Source organism: Bradyrhizobium sp. WSM3983 (assembly GCF_000473045.1).
GTDB lineage: Bacteria > Pseudomonadota > Alphaproteobacteria > Rhizobiales > Xanthobacteraceae > Bradyrhizobium.
In genome coordinates this window covers 200,657-213,298 of the sequence record NZ_KI421489.1, presented here as the reverse complement: position 1 = coordinate 213,298, position 12,642 = coordinate 200,657, and the positions used below count along the sequence as shown (strand labels likewise).

The 12,642-nt window shown below is 64.4% G+C and carries 14 protein-coding genes; all 14 read left to right on the top strand.

Annotated elements, in window-relative coordinates:
• The coding region (locus YUA_RS49615) for a flagellin (protein ID WP_256375434.1) at positions 1-117 on the top strand (117 nt) is incomplete at its 5' end.
• 305 nt (positions 118-422) lie between these two features.
• The gene (fliF, locus tag YUA_RS0141790) at positions 423-2,048 is read left to right on the top strand and encodes a flagellar basal-body MS-ring/collar protein FliF (protein WP_027535967.1); all 1,626 of its coding nucleotides are present in this window, start codon (positions 423-425) and stop codon (positions 2,046-2,048) included.
• Positions 2,045-2,731, top strand: coding sequence for a hypothetical protein (locus YUA_RS0141785; protein WP_027535966.1), 687 nt, complete (start codon positions 2,045-2,047; stop codon positions 2,729-2,731). Before fliF ends, YUA_RS0141785 begins: the two co-directional genes overlap by 4 nt.
• Before the next feature lie 7 nt (positions 2,732-2,738).
• Positions 2,739-4,058: a MotB family protein gene (locus YUA_RS0141780; protein WP_027535965.1), complete on the top strand. Its 1,320-nt coding sequence runs from the start codon at positions 2,739-2,741 to the stop codon at positions 4,056-4,058.
• Positions 4,055-5,239, top strand: coding sequence for a chemotaxis protein (locus YUA_RS0141775; protein ID WP_027535964.1), 1,185 nt, complete (start codon positions 4,055-4,057; stop codon positions 5,237-5,239). Before YUA_RS0141780 ends, YUA_RS0141775 begins: the two co-directional genes overlap by 4 nt.
• Positions 5,236-6,576: a flagellar hook-length control protein FliK gene (locus YUA_RS0141770; RefSeq protein WP_027535963.1), complete on the top strand. Its 1,341-nt coding sequence runs from the start codon at positions 5,236-5,238 to the stop codon at positions 6,574-6,576. The genes YUA_RS0141775 and YUA_RS0141770 overlap by 4 nt, the downstream gene beginning before the upstream one ends.
• Entirely contained in the window at positions 6,527-7,111 is a 585-nt protein-coding gene (locus YUA_RS0141765) for a transglycosylase SLT domain-containing protein (RefSeq protein WP_027535962.1), read from the top strand. Before YUA_RS0141770 ends, YUA_RS0141765 begins: the two co-directional genes overlap by 50 nt.
• A gap of 115 nt (positions 7,112-7,226) precedes the next feature.
• Positions 7,227-8,468, top strand: a complete 1,242-nt coding sequence (locus tag YUA_RS0141760; protein ID WP_027535961.1) for a flagellar hook protein FlgE — start codon at positions 7,227-7,229, stop codon at positions 8,466-8,468.
• A 57-nt stretch (positions 8,469-8,525) separates the two neighbouring features.
• Positions 8,526-10,001 (top strand): flagellar hook-associated protein FlgK, encoded by a 1,476-nt coding sequence (gene flgK / locus YUA_RS0141755; RefSeq protein WP_027535960.1) that lies wholly within the window; start codon positions 8,526-8,528, stop codon positions 9,999-10,001.
• Between the two features lie 2 nt (positions 10,002-10,003).
• A complete protein-coding gene (locus YUA_RS0141750) occupies positions 10,004-11,062 on the top strand; it encodes a flagellar hook-associated family protein (protein ID WP_027535959.1) in 1,059 nt (352 codons plus the stop codon).
• Positions 11,063-11,122: 60 nt separating this feature from the next.
• Positions 11,123-11,467, top strand: coding sequence for a flagellar biosynthesis regulator FlaF (flaF, locus tag YUA_RS0141745; RefSeq protein WP_027535958.1), 345 nt, complete (start codon positions 11,123-11,125; stop codon positions 11,465-11,467).
• Positions 11,467-11,877, top strand: coding sequence for a flagellar biosynthesis repressor FlbT (flbT, locus tag YUA_RS0141740; protein WP_027535957.1), 411 nt, complete (start codon positions 11,467-11,469; stop codon positions 11,875-11,877). Before flaF ends, flbT begins: the two co-directional genes overlap by 1 nt.
• Before the next feature lie 14 nt (positions 11,878-11,891).
• Positions 11,892-12,302 (top strand): flagellar hook assembly protein FlgD, encoded by a 411-nt coding sequence (gene flgD / locus YUA_RS0141735; RefSeq protein ID WP_027535956.1) that lies wholly within the window; start codon positions 11,892-11,894, stop codon positions 12,300-12,302.
• Positions 12,303-12,304: 2 nt separating this feature from the next.
• Positions 12,305-12,571 (top strand): flagellar biosynthesis protein FliQ, encoded by a 267-nt coding sequence (gene fliQ / locus YUA_RS0141730; RefSeq protein ID WP_027535955.1) that lies wholly within the window; start codon positions 12,305-12,307, stop codon positions 12,569-12,571.
• The last annotated feature ends 71 nt before the right edge of the window (positions 12,572-12,642 follow it).

Below are 12,642 nucleotides of genomic sequence, written 5' to 3'. Positions count from 1 at the left end.
GACATGAACGCGGAATCGACCCGCCTCCAGGCGCTGCAGACCCAGCAGCAGCTCGGCGTTCAGGCGCTCTCGATCGCCAACCAGAACAGCCAGAGTATCCTCTCGCTCTTCAAGTAAGCTCCCGCTTCGAAAACGACCGTGCTCCCGACGGAGCACGGTCCCCGCCGTGACCGGCGGAAGTGACGGCACATGATGTGCCCGTAATCGGCCTCCCGACGCCAGGCTTATGCAGTACGGCACCAGTCGATCGCGCGGTAACGCATTCGATCGTCGGCCCGTTGCCATCGACTTGCCTGCGTCGCTCAAAGCTCTTCTAAAATTGCAACGCCTCGCCTGCGAAGCGAAACATTCGCGTGTTCGCGCAACCTTCAGACAAGGTTGACAGCGGAATGTCCTCACCGTTCGCATTGGTACGAGGTCATATGTTCAGTCGCGCGCAGCTACAGCAGCTGCTCAACAATCTGCTGGAACTTGGGCCGCGACGTCTGATGGCCCTGGGACTGATCGGCTTCGCCGTCCTCGTCACCGTCGTCGGGGGCGCCTATTATCTGAGCAGGCCGGAATTCGAGACGCTTTATACCGGCCTCAACCGCGAAGACGTGACACGCATCGGCGCCGCGCTGCGCCAGCAGAGCATCACCTTTGACATCAGCGCGGCCGGCGATGCCGTCTCGGTGCGGCCGAGCCAGACTGCGCAGGCCCGGATGCTGCTGGCCGAGAAGGGGTTGCCGACCAGCGCAAATGCCGGCTACGAGCTGTTCGACAAGATCGGATCGCTCGGATTGACCTCCTTCATGCAGGAGGTCACGAAGCTTCGCGCGCTCGAGGGCGAGATCGCGCGTACCGTTCAGCTGATGAAGGGCGTCAAGGCGGCGCGGGTGCACATCGTGATGCCGGTGCGCGGCTCGTTCCGCGCGACGCAGCAGCCGCCCTCTGCATCAGTCGTGCTGCGCACCGACGGTGCGATCGAGGCGCGCACGGCGCAGTCGATCCGCCACCTCGTCGCGGCCGCCATTCCCGGCATGACGCGCGACAAGGTCACCGTGCTCGACGCCGACGGCTCGATGCTGCTGGCCGAAGAGGACGAGGCCAGCGCCGCGCCGACCAAGATGGCGAGCCTCCAGAAGACGGTCGGCGGAATGGTGCAGGAGAACATCCGCAAGGCGCTGACGCCGTATCTGGGCCTGGACAATTTCGAGGTCAGCGTCGCGCCGCAGCTCTCCACCGACAAGCGCCAGACCAACGAGACGGTTTACGATCCGGAGACCCGCGCCGAGCGTTCCGTCCGCAATGTTCGCGAAAACGAGAAGTCATCGAACGCCGACCGTTCGACGCCGACAACCGTCCAGCAGAACCTTCCGGACCAGCAGGTCAACGCCAGCGGCACCAAGAACTCCAGCGAGGACAAGACGCGACGCGAGGACGTTACCAATTTCGAGGTGTCGTCCAAGACCACGACGACGGTCAGCGACGGTTACTCGGTCAAGAAACTCTTCATTGCCGTGCTGGTCAACCGCACGCGGCTCGTCGCCGACCTCGGCGACAAGACCAACCAGGCCATCGTCGACAGCAAGCTCGCCGAGATCAGCCAGCTCGCAGCGACCGCCGGCGGACTGGACAAGGCGCGCGGTGACCAGATCCAGGTGACCGCCGTCGACTTCGTGGAGGGCTCGCGCGAGCTCGCGCCGGTGCCGCCGATCAGCTTCGTCGAGATGATGAACAAGCAGCTCGGCAGCGTCATCAACGCGGTGACGATCCTGGCCGTCGCCTCGATGCTGGTCTGGTTCGGGCTTCGGCCCGCGGTCAACGGCATCCTGACCCATCGCGCCGCGCAGGAGCAGACCGAGGCGGCAGAGGCCGCCGAGCTCGAGGCTGCCTCTGCCCTTGCCTTGGCCGATAGCCAGGACCCCGAGCTCAACCTCGTCGAGGACCTCGAAGGCAAGATGCAGCGTACGCCGCAGAAGCGGCTGGAGCAGATCGTCCGCCTCGATCAGATGCAGGCGGCGGCAATCCTTAAAGACTGGATGCGACGCGAGGAGGCGGCATGAACGCGGCAATCGGAAAACTCCTGACGCAATTCGACGCGAACGGCCGGGTCAAGTCGCCGCCGCCGCCTCCGCCGCCCAAGATCCAGGACGTTCTGACACGGCAGAAGGACGTCCGGCGCGAGCCTCAATCGCAGCGTCAGGCGCAGCCGCAACTTCAGCCGCCTCCGGCGCCCGCGCCGGAAGCCGCGCCGGTCAATTTGCTCGAAGACGCCTATCGACGCGGCCATACCGCAGGCCTTGCGGAAGGCGAAGCCAAGCTCGCCGAAGAACGTGTCCGCAGCGCGATCCGGCTCGGCGAAGAGCGGGCCAAATGGTCCGACCAGCAGGCGGTCGCGATCGTCAACGGTTTTGACGCGGCCTGCCGCGAGATCGAGAGCAACATTGCAAGCTCGGTCGCGCGGATTTTGCTGCCGTTCCTCGCCGACGCGGTCCGCGACAAGGCGATTGAATCCCTGGTCGAGCAGATCTCGGCGCTGACCTCGAATTCCCCGGTGCCGGCGTTCCGCGTCACCGGACCCAGCGAGCTCATCGACCTCGTCAGGACGCAACTCAAATTGGCCGGCCGCACTGGCGTCGAATACCAGTCCGCCGACGCCGTCGAGGTTCGCGTCCTCGCCGATCAGACCACGATCGAGACGCAGATCTCGACCTGGATGGATCGGCTGAAAGAGGCGCGCCGGTAGTTTCACCATGGAGGAGGTCAAGCACGAGCTCGTCATTATCCGTCGGCGGAGCGCTTTCGAAGACGAGAAGGCGCACGGTGGCGTTTGGAAGATCGCCTACGCGGACTTCATGACCGCGATGATGGCGTTCTTCCTGGTGATGTGGCTGCTCAATGCGCTGAACCAGGACCAGAAGCAGGTGGTCGCGAGCTATTTCAACCCGATCAAGCTCGCGGAGAACGCACCTGCGCCGAAGGGACTGAAGGATCTCACCAAGAAGGAGCCGACGACGTTCGAGGGGCAGGATGGCAAGCGCCAGCCGTCCGGGCCGAACGAGGAGCGCCGCGGCGACTCGCCGACGGCCGAGAAGCCGCCGTTCTACGAAGAGAAGGTTCTGTTCCGCGATCCCTACGCAACGCTCGCCGAAATCGCGGCGAGCTCGAACCAGGCCTCGGGCCAGCGGCGTGCCGGTGCGCTGACGTCGGCCGAAGAAGACGGCCTCAAGGGCGGTGACGCCTATCGCGACCCGTTCGATCCCGGCTATTGGAAGCTCGCACCCGAGGCTTCGAAGGAAGCCGATAGAATTATGGATGGCGAGCCGAAGCCGAATGCTTCTGCGCGCGACAATCCGGCCGGCACAAATCAGGGCGAACCGCGCCGCGGCAGGACCGATGATGCCGGCGGCAGCGTGGCTCCCGATGCGCCGGCGTCGTCCACGATCCAGTCGCCGTTGTTGCCGCCGGGACCGGCGCCATCATCGTCTGCGCGCGACGGCAGCGTTCAGCCGAACACGCAGGCCAACCTTCAGGCCAACGCCGCGCCGCAGGCACGTCCCACCGACGCTCCGAAGGAATCCGAGCCGCGTGACGCGGCCCAGACCCAGCAGCCAACCGTGAAGCAGCTTCAGTCCGCGATCGCCGATGCCCTCTCGGATATCAAGGCCGGCGCCGGGCCGGTGGCCGAGGTTCGTCAGGTCGAGGAGGGATTGCTGGTCAGCCTGACCGACGATGCGAGCTTCGGCATGTTCGCAGTCGGCTCGGCCGAGCCGCGGCCAGAACTCGTTCGCGTCATCGACAAGATCGGCCCACTGATCGCGAAGCGCCGCGGCATGATCATCGTCCGCGGTCATACCGACAATCGGCCCTACAAGTCGGATAACTACGACAATTGGCGGCTGTCTACGGCGCGCGCGCAGATGGCTTACTACATGCTGGTCCGCTCCGGCGTCGATGCGCAGCGGATCGAGCATGTCGAAGGCTATGCCGACCGCCGGCCAAAGCTTCAGAACGATCCGGCCGCAGCACAGAATCGACGGATCGAGATCCTGATCCGGGAGAAGCGCCCTTGACCAGGCCGCTGCTCCGCGCCGTGATGCTGATGGTGCTGTCGCTCGTGGCGACACGCGCATCTGCCGAACCGACAGTGCCGTCCGGCGAGCCGTTTGAGCTCGTCCGCGCGCTGCAGTCGGTGCAGGACGGCATCGCCAATGGCGACACCGCGGCGCACGCCAGCCACATCGCGCTGATCCGGCAGATCGGCGAAAAATTTCTCGCCGCCGATGCGAGTGTCTGGAGCAATCCTCAGAACGGTCAGGCGGTCGTGATCTATCTGCTCAGTGGCGGCGCCCCACAGATCGTCCGCAAGCTGCCGCGCGACAAGATCAATGTGGATTCGCGGCTGTTCGACGGCGCGCTCGCTTATGTCGAAGGCCGGCAGGACGAGGCGAGGGATCTGCTCAAGGACGTCAGGCCGCGCACGATCTCGTCCGGCATGGGCGGGCAGGTCGCACTGGTCCAGGGTGCGCTCTTTGCACGTTCCGAGGGATCGCTGGCGATCGAGCGTCTCGACGACGCGCGCCTGCTGCTGCCCGGCACACTGGTCGAAGAAGCGGCGCTACGGCGCGAGATCCTGCTGGTCGGGCAAGCCGAGGATTTCGACAAGTTCGAGTTCCTGACGCTGGCCTATATCCGCCACTACCGCAACTCGGTCTATGCCGGCGATTTCTGGCAACGCTTCTCCACGGGCCTCACGCAATCGAGTCTTGCGCTGGACGATCGCCGCTTTGCGCGGGTCGCGGCGCTGCTGGAACAGGTCGACCGCGCCAGCCGCCTCAAGCTCTATCTGGTGATCGCACGCGGCGCGCTGGTTCGCGGCAAACTCACCGTGACGCGGCTCGCAGGCGAGCGCGCGCTGACGCTCAGCGCCGATGCCACGCCCGATCGCGAGCGTGCCCATTTCTACCGCGGCGCATCCCGCGTTCTCACCGACGAATATGACGGCGGCTTTGCCGAGCTGAAGGCGATCGACCGGGCGAAGCTGGCGGAGCGCGACGTCCTGCTCCTCAATGCAACCCTCCAGCTCGCGCTCGACGTCCGCAAGCCCATTGCAGGCCCCACTGCTGCCATGTCGGCCGACAAACCGCCGCCCACGCCGGCGCGGATCGATCTGGCGTCGTCGAACGCAATGCTCGCGCGCGCCCAGACGCAGCTGGGCGAACTGGAGCTACTCATCAAGGATCGCCGTCCATGACCAAGCTTAGTGGAACTTCCGGACAGCTTTTCGCAGGCCTCGCCGAAACTCTTACGCGCGGGGTGTCCCGCTCAGTGAAGGGCACGGCGACGACGGGAGCGAAAACGGCAGACGACTCCTCGTTTCACGATCTGCTGCACACCGTCTCGAATATGGCCAAGCGGGCGCTGGACGATCAGGGTGGCGACACCACCGCAAAGGCTGCTTCGGTACGCCCGCGCCTGGCTCAGCTGGCCGAGCCCGACACGCCCAAGGACGAGCCGGCGCACGAGCGCACCGAGGAGCCCAAGTCGTCGACCAAGAAAGACCCGGTCGATCAAACGCCGAAGGCTGACGTCCCGAGCAGATTGGCAGTTCCGACGATCGTGGGGCAGGAACTCGCCGCCGCGCAAGTCGTGACGATTCAGACGCCGCAGCCGTCGAACGACAGGAAGGACACCTCGACCCGCGACGAACGGCCCTCCACAGCGAAGCGTGAGGTTCAAGGCATCACCGACGCAAAGGCGGCGACGACAGATGTCGCTCGATCCGCCGCAGCATCATCGACCGTCGCGCGCTCCACGACCGATGCCTCCGGGCCGCGGCCGCAGCCGGCCGCGGCGACCCTGCAGGCGATGCCGGAGGAAAGCGAGGTTCAACCGAAAGCCATGCCCGCCGCCACATCCGGGTTCGAAGCCGTCACGGCGAATGTCGAGCGCGCCGCGAAGTCCGCAGGCCGCGACGCCTTGCCGGAAACGACCAAGGTCACGGTGGTTCAGCAGGAGACGCATCTGCCTCCCGTGCCGCAGTTCAGCGCGACCCAGCAGGTCGCAAACGCCGTGGTGTCGGAGCTGAAGGGTTCACCTGCGCCGGCCGCACCCGCCGCGGCCGATCTCGTGCGCGGCCAGAACAATACACCGGATCAGCCGCTCAGGATCCTCACCGTCAATCTCGAGCCGCCGGCGCTCGGCAGCGTCACCATGCGCCTTCGTCTCGTCGGCAACGAGGTGTCGGTTCAGCTTGCTGCCCAACGCAAGGACACCAGCACGATGCTGGACCAGCAGCGCGACCAGATTCGCGACCTGATGCAATCGGCGGGCTACGTGGCCGATGTCGCACCGGTGCAGCACGGCTCGCTCGACGGATTCCAGCCTGGATCCGGCCAGTCACAGTCACAGCTCGCGGGCCAGCAACAGCAATCATCCCAGTCGCAAGGCGCGTTCAGCGGCGCGGGCACGTCGTCCGGTCAGTCGGACAGCGGAGCCAGGCAAGCCCGGCAGGATCAGCAGCCCAACCAGGAGGCACGCCATGACCAGGACGTGGCGCCGCATACTCGTCGCGGCCCTGTTTATCTTTAGCGCAGGCGCAGCCGAGGCGGCGGCGACCGGCACTACGCGCCCCTGCGAGCGCGAGATGGCGCGTGCCTCGCAGCAGCACGGGATTCCGCTCGGTATTCTCTATGCCGTAGGCCTCACCGAGACCGGCCGGCGCGGCGCGCTCTATCCTTATGCGCTCGGTGCGGAAGGCCAGACCGTGTTCGCCAAGGACATGGATGATGCGATGGCGAATTTCGAAGCGATGCGTAGCAAAGGCATCAAGCTGATCGATCTCGGCTGCATGCAAATCAACCATTATTTTCACGGCGACAAGTTCACGTCGGTGCGGGCGATGTTCGATCCGGCCAAGAACGTCGACTACGCCGCGCGCTTCCTCAAGGAGTTGAAGCAACGCGAGGGAAGCTGGACCATGGCGGTCGCCCGCTACAATGCCGGTCCCAACAATCAACCGGCGCAGAAGCGCTACGTCTGCCACATCGTCGCGCATCTCGTCTCCAGCGGCTTCGGCGCATGGACCGACAAGGCGCGCTCGTTATGCCAACCCAAAACAACATGAATCAACGACGTGAAACGACGATGCACCGCATGAAGTTGTGCATCGTCTCTGACCATCAGCCCCGCGCAAGCAAGACCCCCCATTGTAACGACAATCTGCCAAAGGAGCCCTATTCATGAGCCTGTATGGTGTTATGCGCACCGGCGTTTCCGGTATGAACGCGCAGTCCAACAAGCTGTCGACGGTCTCGGACAACATCGCGAACGTCAACACGGTTGGCTACAAGCGGGCTTCGACGGAGTTCTCCTCGCTGATCCTGAAGAGCGGCTCCGGCAATTACGATTCCGGCGCGGTCGAGACCACGGTCCGCTACGCCATCACCGATCCCGGCAACCTTCAGTTCACGACCTCGACGACGGACCTTGCGGTCCAGGGCAACGGCTTCTTCGTCGTGCAGGACGCCAACGGCAATAACTTCCTCACCCGTGCCGGCTCGTTCGTGCCCGACAGCACTGGCAACCTCGTCAACACGGCCGGCTTCCAGTTGATGGGCTACAACATCCAGAACGGCGCCGCGCCCAATGTCTCCGCCAACGGCTTCGGCGGCTTGCAGGTCATCAACGTCAATCAGATGGCGCTGCAGGCCTCGCCCTCGACCACGGCGACCGTGGCGGCCAATCTGGATCCGAGCGCGGCACTTGTCGGCACACCGGCCGCTGCGGCCGGTCCCGGCAATTACACGTCGAAGACGTCGATGGTGACTTACGACAACATCGGCAACGCCGTGACACTCGACGTCTATGCGGCAAAAACCGGCGCGAATACGTGGGACGTCGAGGTCTACGATCCGTCCGGAGCCGCGCTGACGAGCGGTCCCTCTGCCGCGACAACGTTCACCTTCGACGTCACTGCGGCCGGCAAGGGCGCGCTGGCTGCAGCGAGCACCAAGTCGCTCACGGTCACCATTCCCGGCGGCTCGGCCTTCAACATCGACATGTCGGCCATGACCCAGGTCGCCTCCGCCTTCGACTTCAAGGCGACCGTCGACGGCAATGCGCCGTCCGCCGTCGAGAAGGTCAACATCGACGCCAAGGGCGTCGTCACCGCGGTGCTCAAGAACGGCACCGAGCTGCCGAGCTTCCAGATCGCGCTCGCCACCGTGCCGAGCCCGGACCATCTGACGCCGGAGGTCGGCAACGTCTATTCGCCGAACCTGGACTCCGGAAACGTACAGGTCGGCCTGGCCGGCCAGGGCGGCCTCGGAACCATCCAGTCTGGTGCACTGGAAGACTCCAACGTCGATCTCGCGGACGAATTGACCTCGATGATCGAGGCGCAGCGCGGCTTCACCGCGAACTCGAAATCGTTCCAGACCGGCGCCGATCTGCTCGACGTCGTCGTCAACCTGAAGCGCTGAGTCCCTCAGCGCCGATCCCGGGCAAGAGAACGTTCAAGAGCACGCCAAGAGCACGCCATGTCCCTTACCTCAGCCCTCGACTCCGCCCGCAATTCGCTCATGGCGTCGGGCGTCCAGTCGTCGACCGTCTCGCGCAACATCGCCGGCGCCAGTTCGACCGGCTATTCGCGCAAGATCACGGTGCTGGACAATCTTCCCGGCGCCGGCGTCTATGTGGCAGCGATCCAGCGCGCCGCCTCTTCAGGTCTGTACAGCAACGTCCTGACGGCGACCTCCGCGGCCGCCACGCAGAGCGCGATCTATGACGGTCTCCAGAAGATTGCGTCTGCCACGGTGGACGATCCGGAGCTCGACCAGTCGCCGACGGCGCAGCTCAATGCGCTGAAGCAGGCGCTTCAGCAATACGCCAATGCCCCTGACAACACCACGCTGGCACAGGCCGCAGTCACATCCGCCAAGGACATGGCGACCGCGCTCAACCAGGCTACCCAGACCGTGCAGTCGGTCCGCGAGGGCGCGGATGCCGACATGAACATTTCGGTCCAGAACATCAACCAGCTGCTCTCCCAGTTCCAGACCGTCAATACGTCGATCGTAAAGGGGACGATCGCCGGCGACGACGTGACCGATTATCTCGACCAGCGCGACAGCATCGTCTCGAAGCTGTCGCAGGAGGTCGGCGTCACGATGTCGATCCGCACCAACGGCGATGCAGCGCTCTACACCGACAGCGGCGTGGTGCTGTTCGACAAGACGGCGCGGGCGGTGAGCTTCGCCCCGACCACCTCCTATTCGGCGAGCATCACGGGAAACGCGGTCTTTATCGACGGCGTGCCCGTGACCGGCGCCAATTCGGTGATGCCGATCAAGTCCGGCAAGCTCGCCGGTCTCGCCCAATTGCGCGACAACGACACGGTCACCTATCAGAGCCAGCTCGACGAAATCGCCCGCGGCCTGATCAATAATTTCAAGGAAAGCGATCAATCGGGCGCGTCGCTGCCCGACGTTCCCGGTCTCTTCACCTATCCGGGCGCGCCGGCGATGCCCGCGAGCGCCACCGTCTCGGCGGGCCTCGCCGGCACGATCTCGGTTGCCGCATCGGTCGATCCGGCGCAGGGCGGCAACCCAAACCTGCTGCGCGACGGCGCGATCAGCGGCAGCGTCGCCTACCAGTATAACACCGCCGGCAGCGGCGGCTATTCGACCCGGCTTCAGCAGCTCATCACCAATATGGATGCGTCGCAGCCGTTCGACGCGACCACGCAGGGCAAGCCGAATGGCAGCCTGATCGACTTCGCGGCGTCGTCGACGAGCTGGATCGAAAACCAGCGCAAGACCGCCAACGACAACTCCCAGTACCAGAGCACGTTGCTCGACCGCAGCACGACGGCGTTGTCGAACGTCAACGGCGTCAACATGGACGACGAGATGTCGTTGATGCTCCAGGTCGAACGTACCTATTCGGCCTCGTCGAAGATCATTTCGACCGTTGACCAGATGTTGCAAGCCTTGCTAGCCGCCGTGGGGAATTAGTCATGATGAGCGCCAACTACATTTCCACCCTGATGTTGTCCTCGTCATTGAGGTACTCGATCACGAACAACCAGGCTGCGCTGAGCAAGGCGTCGACGGAGGCGACCACCGGCCGCTTCGCCGATGTCGGCCTCGAGCTCGGTGCCACGACGGGCGGCGACGTCACCTTGCGGGCGGACATGAGCTTCGCCGACCAGCTGGTCGATACCAACGGGCTGGTCGCGGGACGCCTGGACGTGACCCAGGACCGCATCACCCAGCTCAGCACGACCGCAACGGACTTCCTCAAGGACCTGATCGCGGCCCGCAGCACCGACGGCGGCGGGCGGATCATCCTGCCGCCTGCGTCCTCCAACCTCCAGGATCTGATCGGCGCGCTCAACATCTCCTATAACGGCTCGTACCTGTTCTCGGGCATCAACACGCAGAACCAGCCGATCACGGCTTACGCCGCCGGCTCCGCCAGCAAGAACCAGGTCGATGCGGATTTCGCGGCAGCGCCACCGGCGGGCTTCGGCTTCTCGCAATCCTCGCCCAGCGTGAGCAGCATTACCCCTGCTCAGATGCAGACGTTCCTCAACACCACCTTCGATGCCGAGTTCGCGAGCCCGGCCTGGAACACCAACTGGTCATCGGCCACCGACCAGGTCATGCAAAGCCGCATCTCCACGACCGAGATCGCCGATACCTCCGTCAGCGCCAACCAGATCGGCTTCCGCAAGCTTGCCGAGGCCTATACGATGATGGCCGATCTCGGGAATGCGAACCTGAACCAGTCGACGTTCCAGGTCGTCGTGGACAAGGCCATCGGCCTCGTCGGCAGCGCCATCACCGACCTTGCTGCGCTCGGTGGCAGCGTCGGCACGGTCCAGCAGCGGCTCACCACCGCGACCGACAAGCTCAAGACCCAGAAGGACATTCTGAACAATCAGATCGTCGGCATAGAGAAGGTCGATCCGACGGAGGCATCGGTGCGCGTCAATGCGCTACAGACCCAGATCCAGACGGCGCTCGCGCTCACCTCGCGGCTCCAGAAGATCAGCCTCATCAACTATCTCTGAGTCCGAGCGGCGGTCGCGTTCGCTCCTAGTTTTTGCAATTTTCTGCGCAGAGTTGTCCGGATGACTTTTGAAGCCTACGAAACGGTCGTTGAAGACAGCGGCTACGAGGCGCGGGGGCGCGAGCGCCAGGCGCTCAGCCTCGGCATCGACCGGCTGGAGCAGCTCCAGAACGAGCACCATAGCAGGGAGGATCAAGTTCAGAGCCTGCTCTATGTCCGGCGGCTGTGGACGATCTTCATCGAGGATCTCGCGCATCCGGAGAACGGACTGCCCGAACAGCTGCGCGCCGACATCATCTCGATCGGTCTGTGGGTCGTCAAGGAAGCCGATCGCCTTCGCGAAGAACGATCAAACGACGTGATGCAGCTCGTCGAAATCAACCGCATGATCCGAGACGCGCTGTAATGAAGATTTCCTTGCGGGCGGGCGAACGGGTCTACATCAACGGCGCGGTGCTGCGCGTGGACCGCAAGGTCTCGCTCGAGCTCGTCAACGACGTGATGTTCCTGCTTGAAGGGCAGGTCATGCAGGCCTCCGACGCCACCACGGCGATGCGCCAGCTCTATTTCATCGTCCAGCTCATGCTGATGAACCCGACGGATGTCGGCGCCGCCGCTTCGCTCTATGGGCAGCACCACGCGGCCCTTCTCGCTGTGTGCGAGAACCGCGAGATGCTGGACGGGCTCTCCGCGATCGACGAGATGGTCGGCGGGACCCGCTATTTCGAGGCACTCAAGCGGATCCGGGCGCTGTTTCCCCTGGAGCAGGCGATCCTCGCCGGCGCCACCACCGAATCCCCATTCAAGGCTGCCTGACAGCGGAGAGGCACATGAACGTCCCCAGCGCGACCGATACCACAAGCACCAACTCGACCTCGTCCACCACGTCGACGTCGAGCAACACCGTTGACTACAACACGTTCCTCCAGCTCCTCATCGCCGAGATGAAGAACCAGGATCCGACCAATCCGATGGATACGTCGCAATATATGAGCCAGTTCGCCCAGCTGTCGTCGGTCGAGCAGGCGATGCAGACCAATACGAAGCTGGATTCGCTCTTGTCCTCGCAGGCGCTGTCGCAGGCGGACGGGCTGATCGGGAAGAACGTCAGCTTCACCGACTCGACCGGAGCGACCTTCACCGGCAAGGTTGCGTCGATCTCCATCAACAGCAATGGCTCCGTCGCGACCCTCGACGATGGCACCAAGGTCGCGGTCGGCCCCGGCCTCACGATCAGCTAGCCATGAACGAGCGCGACGCCCTCGACATCGTCCAGGCGGCGATCTGGACCATCCTCGTTGCCTGCGGACCCGCGGTCGGCGCGGGGATGCTGGTCGGCATCGTCATCGCGCTGATCCAGGCCCTGACCCAGATCCAGGAGGCGACATTGACCTTCGTTCCGAAGATCGTCGTCATCCTCGTGGTCGTGGCCGTTTCCGGCTCCTTCATCGGTGCGCACATCTCCACCTTCACCGAGATGGTCTATTCGCGGATCGAGCACGGCTTCTGATCCGCGGAAAGATCCGGCCACCACCCTCGCGTAAGCTTTGCGGGGCAAATTGCAGGGCGGACCCTGCTGCC

What these genes read in the sequence shown, in the direction of transcription:
- YUA_RS0141785 (WP_027535966.1), top strand. Translation starts at nt 2,045, where the DNA reads ATGAACGCGGCAATCGGAAAACTCCTGACGCAATTCGACGCGAACGGC.
- YUA_RS0141765 (WP_027535962.1), top strand. Translation starts at nt 6,527, where the DNA reads ATGACCAGGACGTGGCGCCGCATACTCGTCGCGGCCCTGTTTATCTTT.
- YUA_RS0141760 (WP_027535961.1), top strand. Translation starts at nt 7,227, where the DNA reads ATGAGCCTGTATGGTGTTATGCGCACCGGCGTTTCCGGTATGAACGCG.
- fliQ (WP_027535955.1), top strand. Translation starts at nt 12,305, where the DNA reads ATGAACGAGCGCGACGCCCTCGACATCGTCCAGGCGGCGATCTGGACC.
- fliF (WP_027535967.1), top strand. Translation starts at nt 423, where the DNA reads ATGTTCAGTCGCGCGCAGCTACAGCAGCTGCTCAACAATCTGCTGGAA.
- YUA_RS0141750 (WP_027535959.1), top strand. Translation starts at nt 10,004, where the DNA reads ATGATGAGCGCCAACTACATTTCCACCCTGATGTTGTCCTCGTCATTG.
- YUA_RS0141770 (WP_027535963.1), top strand. Translation starts at nt 5,236, where the DNA reads ATGACCAAGCTTAGTGGAACTTCCGGACAGCTTTTCGCAGGCCTCGCC.
- flgK (WP_027535960.1), top strand. Translation starts at nt 8,526, where the DNA reads ATGTCCCTTACCTCAGCCCTCGACTCCGCCCGCAATTCGCTCATGGCG.
- YUA_RS0141780 (WP_027535965.1), top strand. Translation starts at nt 2,739, where the DNA reads ATGGAGGAGGTCAAGCACGAGCTCGTCATTATCCGTCGGCGGAGCGCT.
- flgD (WP_027535956.1), top strand. Translation starts at nt 11,892, where the DNA reads ATGAACGTCCCCAGCGCGACCGATACCACAAGCACCAACTCGACCTCG.
- flbT (WP_027535957.1), top strand. Translation starts at nt 11,467, where the DNA reads ATGAAGATTTCCTTGCGGGCGGGCGAACGGGTCTACATCAACGGCGCG.
- flaF (WP_027535958.1), top strand. Translation starts at nt 11,123, where the DNA reads ATGACTTTTGAAGCCTACGAAACGGTCGTTGAAGACAGCGGCTACGAG.